Annotated in this window: 17 protein-coding genes; 13 read left to right on the plus strand and 4 right to left on the minus strand. The window is 70.3% G+C overall.

The features are described from left to right. Positions 1 to 19 precede the first annotated feature (19 nt). The 7 genes from G3I78_RS32350 to G3I78_RS32380 all read left to right on the plus strand — a co-directional run bounded on the left by G3I78_RS32350 (position 20) and on the right by G3I78_RS32380 (position 6194). Positions 20 to 1912: a glycoside hydrolase family 97 protein gene (locus G3I78_RS32350; protein ID WP_164431123.1), complete on the plus strand. Its 1893-nt coding sequence runs from the start codon at positions 20 to 22 to the stop codon at positions 1910 to 1912. A 105-nt stretch (positions 1913 to 2017) separates the two neighbouring features. Beyond that, positions 2018 to 3283 carry a 4-hydroxybenzoate 3-monooxygenase gene (locus tag G3I78_RS32355; protein WP_343243903.1) on the plus strand — a complete coding sequence of 422 codons (1266 nt, stop codon included), beginning with the start codon at positions 2018 to 2020 and terminating at the stop codon, positions 3281 to 3283. Between the two features lie 55 nt (positions 3284 to 3338). After that, positions 3339 to 4316 (plus strand): RlpA-like double-psi beta-barrel domain-containing protein, encoded by a 978-nt coding sequence (locus G3I78_RS32360; RefSeq protein ID WP_164431125.1) that lies wholly within the window; start codon positions 3339 to 3341, stop codon positions 4314 to 4316. Between the two features lie 72 nt (positions 4317 to 4388). Beyond that, a complete protein-coding gene (locus G3I78_RS32365) occupies positions 4389 to 4751 on the plus strand; it encodes a metalloregulator ArsR/SmtB family transcription factor (protein WP_164431127.1) in 363 nt (120 codons plus the stop codon). A gap of 221 nt (positions 4752 to 4972) precedes the next feature. Next, positions 4973 to 5287 carry an SRPBCC domain-containing protein gene (locus G3I78_RS32370; RefSeq protein ID WP_343243904.1) on the plus strand — a complete coding sequence of 105 codons (315 nt, stop codon included), beginning with the start codon at positions 4973 to 4975 and terminating at the stop codon, positions 5285 to 5287. Then, entirely contained in the window at positions 5287 to 5736 is a 450-nt protein-coding gene (locus G3I78_RS32375) for a hypothetical protein (RefSeq protein WP_239158175.1), read from the plus strand. Before G3I78_RS32370 ends, G3I78_RS32375 begins: the two co-directional genes overlap by 1 nt. 59 nt (positions 5737 to 5795) lie before the next feature. After that, positions 5796 to 6194: a hypothetical protein gene (locus tag G3I78_RS32380; RefSeq protein WP_164431129.1), complete on the plus strand. Its 399-nt coding sequence runs from the start codon at positions 5796 to 5798 to the stop codon at positions 6192 to 6194. 36 nt (positions 6195 to 6230) lie between these two features. On the opposite strand, the gene G3I78_RS32385 is transcribed toward G3I78_RS32380, so the two are convergent. Next, positions 6231 to 7757 (minus strand): hypothetical protein, encoded by a 1527-nt coding sequence (locus G3I78_RS32385; RefSeq protein WP_164431131.1) that lies wholly within the window; start codon positions 7755 to 7757, stop codon positions 6231 to 6233. A gap of 180 nt (positions 7758 to 7937) precedes the next feature. On the opposite strand from G3I78_RS32385, the gene G3I78_RS32390 reads away from it, so the two are divergent. The 4 genes from G3I78_RS32390 (at position 7938) to G3I78_RS32405 (ending at position 14806) form a co-directional block, all read left to right on the plus strand. After that, positions 7938 to 8531 carry a peptidase inhibitor family I36 protein gene (locus G3I78_RS32390; protein ID WP_164431133.1) on the plus strand — a complete coding sequence of 198 codons (594 nt, stop codon included), beginning with the start codon at positions 7938 to 7940 and terminating at the stop codon, positions 8529 to 8531. A gap of 299 nt (positions 8532 to 8830) precedes the next feature. Further along, positions 8831 to 11875 carry an FG-GAP-like repeat-containing protein gene (locus tag G3I78_RS32395; protein WP_164431135.1) on the plus strand — a complete coding sequence of 1015 codons (3045 nt, stop codon included), beginning with the start codon at positions 8831 to 8833 and terminating at the stop codon, positions 11873 to 11875. Between the two features lie 147 nt (positions 11876 to 12022). Continuing rightward, positions 12023 to 14242 carry a helix-turn-helix transcriptional regulator gene (locus G3I78_RS32400; RefSeq protein ID WP_164431137.1) on the plus strand — a complete coding sequence of 740 codons (2220 nt, stop codon included), beginning with the start codon at positions 12023 to 12025 and terminating at the stop codon, positions 14240 to 14242. Between the two features lie 6 nt (positions 14243 to 14248). Next, a complete protein-coding gene (locus tag G3I78_RS32405; RefSeq protein ID WP_164431139.1) occupies positions 14249 to 14806 on the plus strand; it encodes an XRE family transcriptional regulator in 558 nt (185 codons plus the stop codon). 72 nt (positions 14807 to 14878) lie between these two features. Here G3I78_RS32405 and G3I78_RS32410 read toward each other — a convergent pair whose 3' ends face one another. From G3I78_RS32410 to G3I78_RS32420, 3 genes are all read right to left on the minus strand, one after another. Further along, a complete protein-coding gene (locus tag G3I78_RS32410; RefSeq protein WP_164431141.1) occupies positions 14879 to 15421 on the minus strand; it encodes a DUF6585 family protein in 543 nt (180 codons plus the stop codon). A 301-nt stretch (positions 15422 to 15722) separates the two neighbouring features. Further along, positions 15723 to 16325 (minus strand): response regulator transcription factor, encoded by a 603-nt coding sequence (locus G3I78_RS32415; protein WP_164431143.1) that lies wholly within the window; start codon positions 16323 to 16325, stop codon positions 15723 to 15725. Next, a complete protein-coding gene (locus tag G3I78_RS32420; RefSeq protein ID WP_239158176.1) occupies positions 16322 to 17527 on the minus strand; it encodes a histidine kinase in 1206 nt (401 codons plus the stop codon). The genes G3I78_RS32415 and G3I78_RS32420 overlap by 4 nt, the downstream gene beginning before the upstream one ends. Before the next feature lie 408 nt (positions 17528 to 17935). On the opposite strand from G3I78_RS32420, the gene G3I78_RS32425 reads away from it, so the two are divergent. Together G3I78_RS32425 and G3I78_RS32430 are read left to right on the plus strand one after the other, a co-directional pair. Next, entirely contained in the window at positions 17936 to 18916 is a 981-nt protein-coding gene (locus G3I78_RS32425; RefSeq protein ID WP_164431147.1) for a helix-turn-helix domain-containing protein, read from the plus strand. Positions 18917 to 19008: 92 nt separating this feature from the next. Continuing rightward, positions 19009 to 19461 carry a peptidase inhibitor family I36 protein gene (locus G3I78_RS32430; protein ID WP_164431260.1) on the plus strand — a complete coding sequence of 151 codons (453 nt, stop codon included), beginning with the start codon at positions 19009 to 19011 and terminating at the stop codon, positions 19459 to 19461. The last annotated feature ends 14 nt before the right edge of the window (positions 19462 to 19475 follow it).

A 19475-nucleotide genomic window follows, 5' to 3' on the forward strand; every position in this document is an offset into this window, starting at 1 on the left:
CCCAACTGAGAGGTTTGACATGGCTGTTGTGATCAGAACCGCGGTCGCGGGGCTCTGCGCCGGACTGCTGGCCACACTCTGCACCACCCCGCCCGCCGAGGCCGGGCAACAAAGCGACCGGGCGTGGTCCGTGTCCGCGGGGGCACACGCGCCGCGCGCCCGGCTGGCGTTGGACGACACCACCGGCACCGTGACCCTGTCCGTGTCCCGGGACGGCCGTACCGTCATCGAACCGTCCCCCGTCGGACTCGTCACCGAACAGGCCGACCTGTCCAAGGACTTGCGCTTCCTGCACCGCAAGGACCGTACGGTGGACGAACGTTACCGGACGAAGTCCGGCAAACGCCTGGACCGCAGGGTCCACATGAAGGAGACCCGCCTGTCCTTCGCCACCGCCGCGGGCGCCCGCCTCGACCTGCTCGTACGTGCCTCCGCCGACGGCATCGCCTACCGCTACGTCCTCCCGGCCGGCTCCGGAGACGTCCTCGACGAGACGTCCGCCTTCACCCTCCCGCCGGACGCGAAGGCATGGCTGGGCACCTACCGGGTCGACAACGAGGGCCAGTTCGCCCAGTACACGGCGGCGTCCGCCCCCACCGGCGAGTACTCCGACCAGGCCCTGTTCGCGACCGACGGCGGTTACACCCTGCTCGCCGAGTCCGACCTCACCGGCGCCTACTCCGGCGCCCGCCTCGCCCACACCCAGGGTTCCGGCACCTACCGCATCGAACTCGCGGACACCCGCGTCGAGTCGACCGGCCGACTCACCACCCCCTGGCGGGCGATGGTCACGGGCGACCTGGCCACCGTGACCCGCTCCACCTTCACCGACGACCTGGCCCCCGCCGCCAGGGTCCGCGACACCTCATGGATCAGGCCGGGCACGGTCCTGTGGACATGGCTGGCGGGCGGGAAGGAGGCAGGACAGAGCCTCGCCGCGCAGAAGGCGTACGTCGACTACGCAGCCGAGCGGGGCTGGCCGTACGAGGCGGTCGACGCGGGCTGGTACTACCGGCCGGGGGAGTGGGACGTCACCGACCCCGACTGGCAGACCGACAGTTGGATGCCCGAACTCGTCCGGTACGCCCGCGCGAAAGGCGTCGGCATCGTCGTCTGGATCCACCAGCGCGACCTCGACACCCCCGAGGAGCGCGCCCAGTGGCTGCCGACCCTGGAGAAGTGGGGCGTGAAGGGCGTCAAGATCGACTTCATGAACTCCGAGGCCCAGTCCATGCTCCGGTGGTACGACACGATCCTGAAGGAGACGGCCGCCCATCACCTGATGGTCGACTTCCACGGCTCGACGATCCCCAAGGGCATCCAGCGGACGTGGCCGCAGGTGATGACCCTGGAGGGCGTCGCGGGCGAGGAGAAGCGCACCAACACCGCCGCCCACCTCACCACCCTGCCCTTCACCCGCAACGTCATCGGTTCCATGGACTTCACCCCGGGCGCGTTCCAGCGCGTGGGCCTGCGTCCGAACTCCGACGCGGCCGAGGTGGGTCTGACGGTGGCCTACGAGTCGGGGCTCCAGATGTTCGCGGGCACCCCCGAGTCGTACGAGGCCCGTCCACTGGCCCGGGCGTACTTCGACCAGGTCCCCGCGGCCTGGGACGACACCCGTCTGCTGGCCGGTGAACCGGGCCGGGAGGCGGTGCTGGCGCGCCGGAGCGGGGAGCGCTGGTTCATCGGCGGCGTCTACGCGGGCGAGGCCCGCACCGCCGGGGTACCGCTGACGCTCGGCCCCGGCCGCTGGCTGGTCGAGACGATCCGGGACGGCGCCGCCGGCCTCGTCCAGGACCGGCGGGTCGTCCGCGACGGCGAGAAGCTGAGTGTCGACGTCGTGGCGAACGGCGGCTTCGCCGCACTCGCCTGCCCCTGGCGGCCCGGCATCACCACCTGTCACCGCTGAGCGCGCACGACCGTTGCACGGACCGTGTCCGACCGGCCGCACCGGCTGGTCGGATACGGCCCGTAGGTCCGGCGCCGTCGTTAGGCTGGCGGGGGAGGTGCCCAAGTGGCCGCAGAGGCAAGCCAGTTGCAGGATTCATCCGAGTCCACCACCGTCGTCGTGGTGGGTGCGGGCCCGGCCGGGATGACCGTCGCGACCCTGCTCCGGCGCAGCGGCATCGACTGCGTCGTCCTGGAACGCCGTTCCCGCGACCACGTGGCCGGGCGACAGCGCGCCGGAATCGTCGAGACACGTGCGGTACGCATGTTCGACGGCTGGGGCCTGGCCGACCGAGTGCTGGGTGGTGTGCCGTACGACGGCGTCCTGGAGTTCCGGGTGGACGGCGACCGCCACCTGGTCTCGGACCATGACGGCACGGACGGTCCGTCGGCCCGCCTGTGTCCCCAGCAGGTTCTGGTCCAGAAGCTCACGGCGGCCTACCTGGAGGACGGCGGTGACGTGCGCTTCGAGGCCGCCGACGTCTCACTGCACGACCTCACCGACGCTGACTCTCCGGGGCGTGCGACGGTCCGTTACCGCGCCGCGGACGGTGGGTCGCACGCGATCACCTGTGATTTCGTGGCCGGTTGCGATGGCGAGTACGGGGTGAGCCGTACATCTGTCCCTGACGGCGCCCTCACCGTGCACGCCTTCGACCACGGCATCGGATGGCTGACCGTTCTGGCCGACGCCCCGCCCCCGGCCCACCCCCTCCTCGCCGTCAGCCGGGAGGGTTTCGCCGCTCACTTCCCGCGCGGCCCGCACGCCAGCCGCTTCTACGTCCAGTGCCCGCCCGCCGATGATCCGGCGAACTGGCCGGACGCCCGCGTCTGGGACGCACTGCGCACCCGGCTCGGCGACCCGGACCTCCCCTCCGGAACGATCACCGACCGCGAGGTCTTCCGCCTGCGCAGTCTCGTCCACGACCCGATGAGCCACGGCCGCCTGTTCCTGGTGGGCGACGCGGCGCACATCGTGTCGCCGATGGGCGGCAAGGGCATGAACCTCGCGCTGTACGACGCCGATGTGTTCGCACGCGCTGTGCGGGACTGGGCCGGGGGCGACGACGCGGGGCTGCGCGCGTACTCGGCGCGTTGTCTGCGGCGGGTCTGGAACGACCAGGAGTTCTCCCACTGGCTCACCCGGACCGTGCACGACGCGGGCGACGGAGAGCCCTTCCTGCGCCATCTGGCGCGCGCCCGCCTGGACCGCCTCTTCAACGCCCCGGGCGCGGCAAGGGCGTTCACCGAACTCATGACCGGCCTGGACCCGGCCGGCGAGTCACCGACCCGGCAACTCTCCGGCAACCTTCCCGCGACCGGCGGCGACTGACAGGTCGGAAGCTCCATCGACCGGAGGCCGGCCCGCACCGCACAAGGACACGCCCGTGGCATCTCGCTCGCATCGTTCTCCGGCACCCGCCGGCCGCAGTCGGCGGACCGCCGTCGTCTGCGCGGCCGTCGTGGCCGTGGTCGCCCTGGTGGTGGCCGTGGTCGTGGCGTTCGGCCCCGGCCACGAGAGGTCAGCGGCCGGTTCCGCCGCGGTCACCCCCGTTGCGGGCGCGGCCACCACCACCGCGGCGGCCCCGGAACGCGAGCCGGCCACCGCATCCCCGTCCCCGTCGGGGTCTGCGTCCGCGTCGCCGTCCGGCAAGGACAGCCCGGCGCCCGCAGCGACCGGCACATCACCGCGCCGGCCGTCGACCCCGGCCGCGGACCCGGCCCGCAAGGCATCCGGTTCGGCGACGCAGGCCGGCCGGATCGAGCCAGGTGTCTCCTACAAGGGCGTGGCCACCTTCTACGACGTCGGCAACGGCGACGGAGCCTGTCTGTACGGCCCCACCTCCGACGTCATGACGGCCGCGATGAACCACGCCGACTACGAGACGGCCAAGGCCTGCGGTGCCTACATCCTCGTCCGCGCCGCGAGCGGTGCCTCGGTCACGGTCCGCGTCACGAACGAGTGCCCGCTGCCCTGCGCCCCCGGCCAACTCGACCTCAGCGCCCAGGCCTTCGCGAAGCTCGCCGCCCCTGTGCAGGGCCGTATCCCCATCACCTGGAGCCTGGTGAGCCCCAGCACGTCCGACACGATCTCGATCCGCTACAAGACGGGCTCGAGCAGCTTCTGGTGCGGCATCCAGGCGATCGGCCACCGCAACCCGCTGGCCCGCCTGGAGGTGAGGACCTCCTCCGGCTGGAAGGAGTTGCCCCGCACCGAGTACAACTACTTCCTCTCCGAGCAGGGCACCGGCTGCGGTGGCGCGATCAGGCTCACCGACCTCTACGGCGAGCAGCTGGAAGTCACGGGCATCGCCGTGAAACCGGACGTGGTGCAGGCGACCGGGTTGCAGTTCGCCCGGCACTGATCGCTGGTTCAGCTGACCGTGTCCACTGGACCCCGGCGTTGACACATTCCCATATGGGCATGCGATGGGGTCATGGCACGAGCGGCGACGACCTCGGACGCGTTCAACGCGATCGCCGAACCGCAGCGGCGGGAGATCCTCCTGCTGCTGCGGGCAGGCGAACGGCCCGTGACCGACCTGGCCCAGACCCTGGGAATGACCCAGCCGCAGGCGTCCAAACACCTGCGGGTCCTCCGCGAGGTCGGTCTGGTGCAGGTCCGCGGCGCGGGCAAGCAGCGGCTGTACGGCCTCGACGCCCGCGGGCTGCACCCCGTCCGCGAATGGCTGGGCGGCTTCGAACAGTTCTGGAACGAGACCTTCGGCCGGCTGGACGAGTACGTGCAGGACCTGAAGCAGCTACCGAAGGAGGAACCCCCGCATGACGCCGACGAGTAGCAACGACGAGCCCACTCCGGCCCCCACGACGGTCCCAGCTCCCACCACCGACCCCACGACCACGGACCGCGAGGTCGTGATCTCCCGGTCCGTCGACGCCCCGCGCGAGCTGGTCTTCCAGGCGTTCACCCAGGTCCGGCACCTGTCCCGCTGGTGGGGACCGGAAGGATTCACCACCACCACGCTTCGCATTCCGTACGGGCGGGGTCTGGGACTTCGTGATGCATGGACCGGACGGCACCGACTACCAGGAGTGGATCACCTGGACCGAGATCGTTCCGCCGCACCGGATCACACTGCGGCACGGCGAGTTCCGCGACGACCCCAACGCCTTCGAGACGGTCCTGACCTTCGAACCGGACGGGGAGAAATCCCGGGTCGTGATGCGCACGGTCTTCCCCACCAAGGAACTGCGCGACGAGGCCGTGGAGAAGTACCACGCCGTCGAGGGCGGCGAACAGACCCTGCACCACCTCGCGGTCTACGCCGCCGAACTCACCCGCGACGCCACCGCGCCCGAGGAACCGGAGCACTGATGGCCGGCAAGGTGTTCTTCAGCGTGACGGTGTCGCTCGACGGCTTCATGGCACCCGAGGCCGTCCCCGTCGAGACCCTCTTCTCCTCCGACGGCCAGGACGACCCGCGGGTCCGGTACTGGATGGCGTCGTGGTCGCGGCTCCAGGCATGGGCGTTCCCGCAGCGCTGGTTCCGCGAGAACCTCGGACTCGGCCAGGGCGGCGAGGAAGGCCTCGACAACGACATCGCACGGACCACGCACGAACGCACCGGTGCGAGCATCATGGGCCGCCGCATGTTCGACGCCGGCGAACGCGCCTGGCCGCGGGAGGCACCGTTCCACACCCCGGTCTTCGTCCTCACCCACACCCCGCGTGATCCCTGGCCGCGCCCGGGCGGCACCACCTTCCACTTCGTGACTGACGGCATCAAGAGCGCCCGCTGGGCTCGGAGCGCCTCCTCGCCTTGACCTGCGCGGTCGCCACACCATGACGACAGATGACGTCAGCCACATGCGACCCTGCCCCCATGAACGATCTCGGCGATGCACACCTGCGCACCTGGACGCTGCACTTCATGGCCCTCTTGGCGGCCGACACACAGGACCAGCTCGCCTGGCTGGGCGAGCGTGAGGTGGAGACGAAAGACGTCGTCGAAGAGGTGGAGCTGATCTGCCGGGTCTGCGAACAACTCACGGAGCGCGGATTCTTCGAACCCGAGGACCTGCGCGCTTTTCGAGACCTCGGCCACCGCCTGGCCAGGATCGACGTCTCCTGCCGTGTCGGACACTGGGACAACGCCCTGACCACAGACCCGGCATGGGACGACATACGCCTCCTCGCCCGCCAGGTCCTCCGCACCAGACTCGGCGACTGGCAGCAGCAGCCACTGCCCCGTCCGGTGCGCCCCGGCCCGCCCGACCACTGAGGGCTTGTTCGGCGGTCCTCACCGCCCGCACCGCCGCTACGCGCCACCGGGATCCGGCACCAGCTCCCGCATCACGTCCACCGGCAACGAGGGATTGGCGGCAGCCGCTTCCACGACGCGATCGTCCTCGTCGGCGAGCAGCCCGACGAGGACCGACGGCCCAAGAGCCGGGTGCCCGGCCGCCGACAGCCGTGCCCTGCCGTCCTCCAGACAGGCGACCAGCGCCGCCCCCGTCGCATTGCGGTGCCGGGCGATCTCACGAAGCGCCGAGCGCACCGGCGGCACGCGAGTGGCAAGGTCCTCCAACAGCCCCGGCGGCGCGTCCGGATTGGCAGCCACCTTGGACATCACCTGAACCCCGTGCCGTACGACCATGCCGCGCAACTGCGCCTCCGAGAGCCCCGGATGGGGCGCGACGGATCTGACCACCCTCACGTCCGGGTCCTCGGCCAGCGCGTCCCGGATCCCGTCCGGCAGATCACGCCGCATGGCCAGGAGCGCCCGCACGGCCGGGTAGGACGACCTCGCCAGCTCCTCGACCTCGGCGGGAGAGGCCGCGGCGATCCGCGGCAGAAGGGCCGAACCAGTCTTGACAGCGCCGGCCAGGCGGGAGAGCGCGTCGAGCGGCACGCGCGGATTGTGCGCCAGCCTGTGCCGCACGTCATGGCCGTGATCGGCCTCCAGCGCACGCATCAGGTCCTCGCCGATCGCCGGGTTCCCGGCGAGACAGGCCCGGACACAGGGCACCGGGTCACCTGCGAGCCGCGCCCACACTTCCGGCGGCAGACCGGGACGGACGGCGACCCGGCAGCGCACCGGTGCTGAAGGGTGGTCGGCGAACCGGACGACGGCATCCGGGGGCGTGGCTGGATTCTCCAGCGCCAGCTGCACCGTCTCCAGGGTGGTGGACTCGTGGAGCCCCGTGCACGAGGCGCCAGCCGGCAGATCGCAGTCGAGCCGCCCGCACTGCGGGTCGTGCACGAACGGCGTCTCCTCACGCTCGCAGACCAGGCACCGCTCCGCCGCAGGCAGCCCCTCGCCGGTGATCAGCATCGCCAGTACCTCCGGCGGCGTCGCCTCGTTGGCCGCCACCGCGCGACGGACCTCCGCATGCGGATGCCGCGCGAGCCTGACGGCCAGGTCCGCAGACGCCCACAACGCGAGCTCCGCGACGACACACACGTCCAAGTCGACGGCCAACATCTCGACCACATCGGGCGGGAGCCCCCGGCACTCGGCCAGCTTCCTACGGCGCTCCACGTCCGGATCCGCCGCGAAGAGCCGCGCCCACTCAGGATCACCGGACCCCGTATCGAGCAGCGCGAGCGCCGCGTGCGGCCATACGACGGGATCGACGTCGGCGGCGCTCAGCAGACCCTCGTACACGAGCGGCACCGCGTTCTCCACGAACCGCGAAGCCAGGACGACCGCTTGCGCCCGGCCGAGACCGGCGCGATCCGTGAGGCACTCCGCGACGTCCGCGTCCGCGACCGAGACCAGTCGGTCGACCAGTTCGAAAGGCAGAGCCGGATTCACGGCGAGCCCGCACAGCACAGGATTCACAGAAGGACATCCTGCCCGGCCCACGACCGAACGTCCGCTGGATTTCCGGGCCGACGCACCAAGTGACCGCGTCATTCGGCCGTGCCCGAAACACCTGGTGCCGTTCGAGGGGTGCCCCGGAGCATGACGGTGACGTCAGGAACGAACGGCGTCTCCATCTGCGCTCAAGGGAGAGAACGCATGAATCCACTGCACTCGCGGAAGTCGTTGACCATGCGCTGTGCCTCGCTCGCACTCGGACTGGCAGCCGCGTCCGTGTTCACGACGGCGCTGGCCTCGCCGTCGATCGCCGCACCGGCACAGAACGCCTCGTCCGCGAAGGCGGCGGACGCCAGGATGGAGCGGGAGATCGCGGGCCTGCTGCGGCACAACGAAGGCGCCGAGCGGGTGGGCAAGGACCGGGTACGGCTGGAACGGGGCGTGGAGATGACCGTCCTGCCGTCCACCCGCGCGGTTGCCGGTATGGGCGACTGCCGGGCCGGTTACGCCTGTGTGTGGCAGAACAGCAACTACACCGGCTACCGCCTGGACTTCTACAACTACGGCTCCTACGACCTCTCCAACTACACCGTGTCCGACGGCTCCAGCTGGCGGGACAAGGTCAGCTCCTTCTTCAACAACCAGACCGGAGGCGCCTGGATGGTCGGCAAGGACTGGGTCGACTCGGGCAGCGGCAACCAGCTGGCGTGGATCTTCGGTGGGCCGGCTCCGCATGCCATGGGTCAGCTGGGCGAAGCCGACAACCGAGCCGATGTGATCCAGCTGTATCCGTAGTCCCGACGTGAAGACGCGGTGCGGCACCGGCAAGGTGCCGCACCGCTGTCCGTCGGCGCCGCGGCCACGCCATGGCAAGGCGGACGGTCCCTCGGTGCCGGGGGCGCCTGGAGGTTGCCGCAGGACAGGGGGAGTGACCGGCACGGACGCACAGGCTGGTGTTAGCCTCATGCGGCTGTGCTTGGGGGGACGGCCGGGGGGCCGGGGACATTCCACCGTTCATGTGACGTGCGCCTGTTGGGCCGCCGCCGTCCCGCCATGCCCTGCCTTTGTCCCGCCCAGAGGCCCAGGAGCCGACGTTGGCCAGACGTACCACCACCCGCGGGGTCATAGCCGCACTGACGGTCCTCTCCGCGACCGCCGGAGGGATCACCGGCGCGGCCACCGCCTCCGCCGGCACCGCCCTGGCGGCGGAGAAGGTCTTCCAGTCCAACCGTTACGCCCCCCGCGCGGACCGGATCCGCAGCGCCGGGCCCAGCGGCTATCTGCACGCCCAGGAGGGCCGTTCCGGCTACCTGTGGACGTCGTACGCCACCGGCGCGACGACCGAACTGGGCGCCCTGCCCTCACTGGAGATCCCCGGGTACCTGGGCTCGTCGTCCGACGTCGTCGCCGAGGTCGTCTCGCCCACCGAGAAGGTCGTCCTCAGGGACATGGCCGCCGGTACCAGCACGGACGTCGCCCTCACCCACGGCACCTACCAGGCCACCTTCGGCACCCATGTGCTGACCCAGGCCCGGGACACCGACAGCAACCGCACCCCGTGGCTCTACGGCGCGGGCGCACCCGCCGACGGCACCCCCGTCGACGGCTGGCCGACCGGCATCACCACCAACTTCACCGTCCTGGGCGGCGACAGCACCACCGCCGCTCTCACCTACGCGCTGCCGAACGGCGAACGGCACCTGGCACTGGTGGACCTGGCCACCGCGAAGGTCACCGGCGACGTGACCGTGAACGCCGTGCCGACCGGCGTCGCGCTGAGCGCCGACCGGCTGGTCTGGTGGTCCGGCCTCTGGTCCGCCCACGTCCTGGACCGCGCCGACCTCTCCGCCCCCGCCACGGAGCTGAAGCTGCCCGGCACGGAGGGCACCCCGTCCGTGGGCATCGCCGGGAAGTGGCTGGTGGTGGCCCGTTCGGTGCCGGGGAGCCCGCAGGACCTGGTCGACGAGTCCGGTGAGCGGCTGATGGCCGTACCCCTGACGGGCGGTGACCCGGTCACCCTGCTCCGGCACGCGAACACCTCCCTGGTCACCGCGCCGGACGCCGGCCTGCTGGCCGTGGGCGGCACCGACTCCGGCAGCTGGGCGGTGCGCAGGGTCACCGACACGGGGGCAGCCGCCCCTACGCTCAAGGACCTCACCGCCGTACCGCCGGTCGCCGCGAGGATCGACCGGCTCTCGCTCCAGAACGGCACGCTGGCCACCGAAGAGGCCGACGCCAGCTTCATGGGCGCGTACTTCACCCGTCCGATCACCGCGGACGGCACACCGGGCGCACCCACCTGGCAGGACTGGGACGGCCACACCGTGGGCCCGTACGCCACCGGGGACGGCCGCGCGGTGACGTTCACCGCCGACTCCGACCCCACCAGCGGCTCCTACGTCCAGTCCCTCTTCAAGAACGACGCGGCGGGGTTCTTCCGGATGCCCTCGGCCGGCGGATCCCTCCTCGACGTCACCGGCCGCTACGCGATCGTCAACGGCGTCTCCCCGGCCAAGCAGTACATCGGCGACCTCGGCGTGTACTCCGACCTCCAGCCCATCGTGACCCGCTCGGTCACGGCCGCCTCCGTATGGGGCACCAAGCTGTGGACGCCGGGCTCGGGCACGGGGGTCGTCACCGCGAAGGACCTGAAGACCGGCAAGGTCACCGACACGATCGCCACCGGCGCCCCGTGTGTCCCCAAGGAGCTTCAGGCGGTGGGCCGTTGGGTCTACTGGTCCTGCGGCCCGGCCGCGACGGCCGGGGTGTGGGACCGCACGGCGAAGAAGAACATCGGTGTCCCGTCCGGCGAGGCCCTCCTCGGGGACGGCTATGTCGTACGGCACGACACCGCGGCCGGCGCGCTCCTGCTCACCTCCTTCGCCGGCGGCACCGCGACGACCCGGAAGATCGGCGACCTCGCGGCGGGCAACTCCAGCCTGCGCGGGGTGACATGGACCGTCGACAAGTTCGGCGGCCCCGTGGCCTACGTCGACGCCGACCGGCACATCCACGTGGTGCCCAGCGGGACCGCCACCCAGCCGCTCGGGGTGATCGAGTCCGAGGTGACCTCCGAGATGGGCCGCGACTGGTGGTGGCAGTGGCGCGGGCTGCTCTCCAGGCCCGCCGCGTCCTGGAAGGCCACGTTCACCAGCAAGGCCACGGGCGCGGTGGTCCGTACGTTCTCGGGCGGTGAGGCGTCGGGCGACCTGGCCGTGCGGTGGGACGGCCGAGACGGCAAGGGCGCGTACGTCCCCAACGGCACGTACACCCTCAAGCTGACGGCCCCGCCAGCCGACGGATCGGGACCCGCGCTGACGGTCACCCAGTCGATGCGGGTGTCCTACGGAGCCGTCGTACGCCGCGACTTCAGCAACTCCACCAGCTGGATGCCCGACGGGATCGGCGACCTCATGACCCTCAGCCCGTCCGGTGTCGTCAGCTACCGGCCGGGCAACGGGACGGGAGGCATCGACAAGGCCGTCTCGGCCTCGGGCTGGCCCTCCTCGGTGACCCTGGTCCCCTTCGGCGACCTGAACGGCGACCGCCAGAACGACGTCCTCGTCCGCTTCAGCAACGGCGAACTGAGGGCCTACCGGACCTGGAGCGGCCAGGCCTTCCTCACCAACACCCCGCGCACCTCGCTCGGCAAGGGTTGGAACCAGTACGACGTCCTGACCTCGCCGGGAGACGTGAACGGCGACGGGCGGCCCGACCTGATCGCCCGCAACAGCTCCACGGGCACCGTGTACCTCTACAAGGGGACTGCGGCGGGGAAGCTGTCGGCGCGGGTGAAGCTCTACGACAACTGGAAGACGTACAAGAAGATCGTGGGCGTCGGTGACTTCAACGGCGACGGCCGCGGCGACCTGCTGGCCCAGGACAAGTCGAACACCCTGTGGCGCTACGACGGGAACGGCACCGGCGGCTTCAAGGCCCGGGTGAAACTCGCCGCGAACTGGGGCTCCTCCTACAACGTCATCGTCGGAGTCGGCGACATCACCGGTGACGCGAAGGCGGACATCATCTCCCGGGACACCTCGGGCGCGGTGTGGCGCAACTCCGGCAACGGCAAGGGGTCGTTGGGGGCCCGTACGAAGATCGCGACGGGGTGGCAGGGGTACAAGGGCGTGTTCTGACGGCTTCGTCCGCGTGCATCTGCTTTGTTGTGTGCTGTGGCGTGCGTGCGATTGAGGTGGTCGGGGGGGGGGCGAGCCGTGTGAGCGGACGCCCCCGGATCCTCCCTCAATTCGTGTGTTCCGGTGTGCGATTCGGCGAGGGTTTCAATGGGCGGCGGGAGTAGGGTGGGTGGTGGAGGTGAGGTCTCTGTGGCCGCGGAGGGCGAGTTGTTCGGTGCTGTTGACGCCTTGTTGGGGCGGGTGGACCAGGGCGATCTGCCGTCGCCTGTGGAGCGTCGGCGTCTGCGTGAGGCTGCTGGTCTGACGCAGGGGGATGTCGCGGGGGCTCTCGGTACCCGCCGGGAGACGGTGGCGAGCTGGGAGGGGGGCAAGAACGAGCCGCGGCCGCCGCAGCGTGCCGCGTACGCCCGACTGCTCGAAGGCCTCGCCGTGCGCTTCCCCGCCCCCGAGGCCGGCCCGGACTCCGAGCCGGACGTGCCGGAGACGTCTACCACCGCGCCCGCCCCGGTGACCCCGTCGGTGCCGGCCGTCGCGAAGCCGCCTGCCCGCCCGGTCGCCAGCAGTACCACCAGGCCCGGGTCGGGATTGCGGCGCCAGGCCGCGAAGAAGGCCACCGCCGCGGCGGTGGCCGCGGTCGACCCGCGCTTCGCGAACGGCCCGCTGGCGGTCGTCGACTGCGAGGACGGGCAGGTGTCGGCGTACTGCGTCGGCGGCCTGGTCCTGGACGTGCCCGCCAAGTCCCTGCCCGCGCTGGTCGACTGGACGATCACCGAGGCACGCCTCGGTCAGCCCCGGCTGCACCGCAACGGCCGCGACGCCGACCCGGTCCTGGTCCTGACCCCCACCGCGCTGGAGCGCTACGGGCTGCCCGCCGCGCTGTCGGACGAGGAGCGGCGTGCCGGGCGGCTCGCGGACAGCCACAAGGTGGTCAAGCAGATCAAGAAGGCCGAACTCCAGCTCACCCAGCGCGGGTTCGGGCCCTGGGCGCGCGTCTTCCGTGATCCCGAGGGCTCCCGGCGCCGCTGCGTGCAGCTGTGCATCCCCTCCTGGAACGCGCTGGATGTGCGGGAGTGGGACAGCAAGGACGACCCGCAGCTGCCGACCATGCACCCCGCCGACCTCGCCCGGTACCTCGGCACGTACGCCCAGTTGGTCATGACACCGCGGGGTACCGCGTCGACCACCGGTCTGGAGCTGATGACGGCGCTGCGTCCGCCGACCCGGGCGGAGAGGAACGAGGCGACCGGTGAGTTCGAGCGGGCGTTCAATGCGGACGCGCTCACCGCGGTGTACGAGCACGTGGAGTGCGAGGTCCCGGACGAACACCCCTTGCTGAAGGGGAGGTTCGAGCGCCACCACCTGCGCACCCCGGACCAGATGCTGATGGAGGAGCCGTACGACTGGTGCCGGCCGCTGACCGATGACGAGTGCATGAGGCCGTACCTGGTCGTGATCGACGTCAACATGGCGTTCGCAGCGGCCGCCAACGGCCTCACCGTCGGTCTGGGCGGCCCCACCCACCTGAAGAACCGCCCGGCGTTCGACCCGAAGGTGCCGGGCTCGTGGCTGGTCGATCTCTCCCACGTCGACCTGTCCCGCGTACAGGTGGGCGGGCGCACCGTGGACGCGGGCCGGCTCCCGTCGCCGTTCACGCCGAGGGGCGACCGGCCGACCGGCCCGGCCTGGTACGCCACCCCCACCGTGGCGTACGCGGTGGAGCTGGGCTTCGAGGTCGCGCCGGTCGAGGCGTACGTGCGCCTGCAGTCCGGCCGCTATCTGGACCCGTGGTACCAGCGGCTGCGCGACGCGTACGTGACGGTGATGGCCGAACTCGGGGTCACCACCTCCATGACCGATGCGGAGTTCCTGGAGGCGATGGCCCGCTCCACGCACGTCGACCCGGTGATGGCGCTGCTGGTGAAGGCGATCAAGGCGACCGCGAAGGGCGGTATCGGCAAACTGCGCCAGCGCAGCCGGGGTCAGGTGCCGTACTACGAGCCGTGGCCGGCGCTCGCGCGGGAGACGTGGCGCCCGGACATCCGGGCCGCTGTGCTCGCCAATGTCCGGGTCGGCATGCACCGCAAGCTGATGAAGACCGCCGCCGCGGCCGATCTCTACCCGGTCGCGATCGGCACCGATGCCATCGCCTATCCCTCCAACGGCCCCAGCCCGCTGGATGCCCTGCCGTACACGCCCGAGGGCAAACCGGCTGCGGGCACGTTCCGGCTCGGTGTCTCCCCGGGGATGGTCAAGCACCAGGGCACCCAGACCGTGCTGTGGGCGGAGCAGCAGTTCGAGGAGGCCGGCGGGGTCTTCAACCTCACCAACCTGATCAAGAACGACCCGGCTGCCGGGGAAGGGGAGTAGCAGGTCATGGCGGACTCGGTCGGAGACGGCCTGGACCAGGCACTGGAAACGGCATTCACCCGCCGCATCCCACAGAGCGCCCAGGCGCAGATGAAGTACCTGGTCAGGCAGCTCAAGGGCACCAGGGCCGCAGCCCAGGTGCTGGGGATCTCCCAGCGCACCGTGGAGCGGTACGTCGCGGGCAAGTTCAAGCGGCCCCGCCGCGACCTGCGCGAGCGCCTGGAACGGGAGGTCAGGAAGCGGTGGCAGCCGCAGATCCGGGCAAAGGCCAGGAAGAAGGCCACGAGCACCGGCGGCCTGGTCGTGAGCACCCGCGCCAGGTTCGGGTTCACCGCGGCTCCCGGCACCACCGACGACGCACGGATCCGTGACGTCTCCCAAGCCCTGCCGCCACGCTGGGCGGACCGGCTGTTCGAGGCCCGTGACGCCGGCGCCACCGAGCAGCAGCTCCAGCGCATCGCCGCCGATGGCCTGGCTGAGATGTACTTCCGCAACAACAACACCCGCGCACACGGCCTGGGCGTGGAGTTCACCGACGTGGAGCACATCCGGATCGATCTGTAGACCGGGCCGGCGAACCGCCTCGTCCTGGGACAGCGGTGCGTTCACCTTTCCCGGCAACGCACCGCACTGCTGCTATGGGCCGGTGAGGCCGGTCACCGGGACACCGGAGCGCCGGGAAACCAGTCCGGCGAGCTCACCTACGTTGCTGTACGTGGTGTTGAGCCTCCACACCGCCTCGTGGCCGGGCACCCGGGACGTGAACGCCACTTCGTAGGCGAAGGCGCTGCCCGCCGGTAGCGCTCCCAGGGCGAACTGCGTCCTCTGGCCCTCGACCGACCGGATCTGCGACCACGTCACGACGACCATGCGCCGGCCGGCGGCGTCGACGAACCCTTCCGAGAACAGGTAGAGCCCGCCCCGCGTGCGCTGAACCCAGACATAGCCCCATGTGATGACGATCAGCAGACCGGCCACCACGACACCGCGGCCCCAGACGTTCTCCGGCCCGTTGACCAGGAAGTTCATGACGACGACAAGGAGCACCAGGCACACTGCGGCCCCGCCGAGGCCGGGGCGACGGCGTACCCGCTGCTGGAACTCGCCCAGATTCTCGCGGGCGGCGCGGGCCAGCACACGGGGTGGGGGCATGTCGGTGGGCTTGCTCGTCCGGGCCATCGGGCCATGGTAGTGAACCGGCCTCCTCCGACCGCTACACCCGTTCCCGCACCGCGACGCGAACCTGCCGGGTGATCGTTTGTCAGACAGGCCCTGGGGAAGAATCGCAGCTCACCCTCCCGCCGCAAGCCTCCGGGTGTTGCTGGAACTCAGCAGGGCGTAGCTCTCCTCGTGGGACGCGTTGAGCTGTCCCTTTGGTGACGGGGACTCCCTGGTTCTCTGCTGCGCTCCTGCCAATAGCAACCAAACTGCCAGCTCAGCGTTTCCGGGCAGGAAATCTACACCCTTCGCCTTCAGACCGTCAGATCCAGCCCTGCTGCCAGGCGTGGTGGGCTGCGGCGTGCCGGGTGGGTGTGCCCAGTTTGGACATGGCGGCGGAGAGGTAGTTGCGGACCGTGCCGGGGGCCAGGTGGATCTCGGCGGCAATCTCCACGACCGAGGCTCCGGTGCGGGTGACGCGCAGGACCTCCAGCTCGCGGTCGCTCAGGGGGCAGTCGTCTTCGGTGAGCGCCGACGCGGCAATGTCGGGATCGACGTATCGGCGGCCCGCGGCGACGTCACGGATGATCTCCGCAAGTCTGGTCGCCTGGGTTGTCTTGGGGACGAAGCCTCGGACTCCGGCGGACAGCGCGCGGCGCAGTACTGCGGGGCGGGCGTGCCGGGTCACCAGGATGATCTGGGTGGGAAGTTCGGCCCGGATCTCCTCGCCGGCGCGCAGGCCGTCGGTGGGCGGCATCTCCAGGTCGAGGACGGCGATGTCGGGGCGGTGCTCGCGAGCCAGCCGTATCGCGTCGATGGAGCTGGCTGCCTCGGCGACCACGGTGAGGTCGTCCTCCAGCGAGAGCAGGGCGGCCAGGGCGCTTCTCAGGAGATCCTCGTCGTCCGCGATCAGCAGCCGGATCATCGACCCACTCCCCCCACTGCCGTCGTCGGCAGCGAAGCCTCGACCACGAAGTGGTCGCCGTCGCGGGTCCAGACCAACTCGCCGCCGGCCGCGCCCAGTCGCTCGGCGAGTGTGTACAAGCCTGTGCCGTCGTTCAGACCGGCGGGATGCCCGTCGGCGCCGTCGTTGCCCACCCGGAGGCGGGCGCGACCGCCCACGACACGGTAGTCGACCTCGGCGTGCCGGGCGTTACTGTGCCGGAGCACGTTCGTGGTGGCCTCTCTCATCACCAGCCCCAGGAGGTGACGGGCGGAGTCACCCAACTCCGCCGAAACGACGGCGGGCGCGAGAGTCATCCTGGCGTCGATGTCCGCCGCGGCCATTACCCGCGTCGCGTTGGCGATCTCGTCATCCAACGTCGTGCGGCGGTAGCCCTGCACCATGGCACGCGTGTCGCTGAGAGCGTCGGCCGCGAGCCGCATGACGTCCTGCATCTCCGCGGCGGCCCTCGCCGGGTCCATCTTGACGAGCCGGGCCGCCAACTCACCCTTCAGCGCGATCACTTGCAGGTGATGGCCCTGAATGTCGTGCAGGTCGGCGGAGAAACGCAGCCGCTCGTCCTTGACCGCCAGTTCCGCTTCGAGGCGTCGCGCGTCGCTCAGCCGCCGCGCGGTGTCCCACGACGACAGGGGGGCCAGTGTCATCCAGGCGGTGAGAGCGACGAGTCCCGGCGGGAACAGAGCGGCGTACAACAGCTTCCCGTCTCCGTCGGCCAGGCTGACCACACCGCCCGGCAGCAGCGCGAGCACTGCGGCGATGGTGATCAGCAGTCGTCTGCGGCGCGGCGGAAGGTACGTCGCCAGGGTCGCCACCGCCATGGCGGGCGCGACCGCCCACAACCCGTAATTGCGCAGGACCAGCGGAAACACCGCGAGGACGACCGCCGCCCCGCCGGCAGCAGCCAGCCACCCCACGGACAACTCAGCAGGGCGACTGTCCGAGGGCGACGTATCGGAGTGCGGGTCGTCGGTCACCGGCAATAGAGCCAGCCGCCGGCTGAGCAGCACCACGCTCGCCATCACCTCGACGACCGCCGCCGCGGCGGCTGGGCCTCGCGCCCACAGCGGGACGTCACCGTCGAGCACCCACTCGCCGACGAAGAGGACAAGAAGGCACACGGTCGTGCCCGGCACAGCCCACCACGTGTAACGACGGAAGCTCATCAGCCCCGCCCCTCGGTCGATCGGCCCATCCCCCATCCGGCCATTGTCACTCAGCCCAGGCCCCATGACAGACGTCACGCGAGGACGTGACAACTCCACGCGTTCTCATACGAGTTCGGCACTACTGGTGTGCCCGGCTGCGCCGCAGGCTCAAGGCATGGGAGATGCCCCGCTCGATACCGGAGGAAGACCCGTCTTGCTTCGGCGGGCGAGCTCTTCCACGGAGTCGGGGCTTCGTGCACATCGGGCTCAACAAGGTCGTCCCCGTACGTTCGCCGAGTGGAGGGGCGTCGTGGACGTACTCGTCGGGTTCTCTCGGCTCCTCCTGTGACGTGCGCCAAGCGTCGGCCGTCTCGCTCTCAACTCTTCGCACGATCCAAGAACTTGACCTTTGGCAGGTGGCGAGTCATGCACGTGGTCAGCACCGCCGAGGTCGCGGTGGGAGAAGCCTTCGCCTTCTGGCGCGAGGCGAACTCAAAGCTCTGGGCGCCCTACCACCTGCGCTGCGAACCGCGGCTGGACAGCGGATGCAGGACTCAGGTCTGTATCAGCGAGTTCGAGCCTGCGCAGGCGACGCGGATGATCACGATGCCGCATTCGATTCACCTCACACCCAAGCTCATCCGCCAGGCCGATCTCGAAGTGCTCACGGTGTGCTGTTTCGTGCACGGAAACGGCATGATCACTCAGGACGGCCGCTCTGCGGAAGTCGACATCGGGGACCTGGTGTTGTACCTCACCTCGCGTCCGCACCTGCCTGAAGTCGCACCTGATTTTTCTGACAGTCGGCTGCTGCTTCTGAGGTTCCCGTGCTCCTTTCTCCCGCTACCCGCCCGGGACCTGCGGCGCCCGGACACGGGTCGCCTACCGAGCGCCCAGGGCATCAGTGCGCTGTCCTCACAGTTCCTGCTGAACCTCGCCCGTCATTTGCACGAACTCAGCCCATCCGACACCGCTCGGCTTGCCATCCTCACTCTCGACATACTGACCACCGCACTAGCCAACGCACTGGACACCCCAAGCACCGTGCCACGCCACACCCGACAACGCGCGCTCATGGCACAGATCCACGCCTTCATCCGAGACAACCTCAGCGATACGCGCCTGACCCCGGACGCGATCGCCACGGCCCACCACATCTCCCTGCGCTACCTGCACAAACTGTTCCACCAGGAAGGCCACACCGTCGCCGGCTGGATCCGCGAACGCCGACTGGAACAGTGCCGCCGCGACCTCGCCAACACCGGGCTGGCCAGCCGCCCGATCCACGCGATCGCAGCCCGGTGGGGGTTCACCAGCCCCGCTCATTTCAGCCAGGCCTTCCGCAGCGCCTATGGTCTCTCCCCGCGCCAATTCCGTCAGCACCACGCGACAGTGCACGCAGACTGAAGACCTGTGCGCTCAGCCGTAACGACAGGCCCAGATGCGGGGTGCAGCCTTGCTGAAGAGGAGACAGCAGGCCCTATCACACTGGGGGAACCGTGGCATTCCGCAAGACCGTTGCAGTCACTCTCGCGTCACTGGCACTTGCCGGCGCAGGTCTGACGACCTCGGCATCCGCCGCGCCGGCGGCGCCCACCACAAGCACGACGAGCCCGGGCACAGCAGCCGCAACCGGCTGGACGGCCGTGATCTCCGTAGGCCAAGGCCGTGCCGCCTGTCCGCAGTACTTCCTCTGCATCTGGACAGGTGAGAACTACACCGGTAGCGGCCGCGGCTACGGCGGCAGCATCGCACACGGTGACGGCGTGTCATGGTTCAACACCGTGTGGGAGAACAACGTCCATTCCGCCGTGAACCAGACGACCATCCCGGTCACCTTCCTCGACATCCACGGCACTACCGGGATTGAGCTCGGTGACCTCTACCCTGGCTACGACTTCCATAGCGGCTGGCCGGGCGCCAACAAGGCGGATGGGATCTACTACAGGTAGATGCCGAATCCGTC

The organism is Streptomyces sp. SID13726, from assembly GCF_010548375.1.
Lineage (GTDB): Bacteria > Actinomycetota > Actinomycetes > Streptomycetales > Streptomycetaceae > Streptomyces.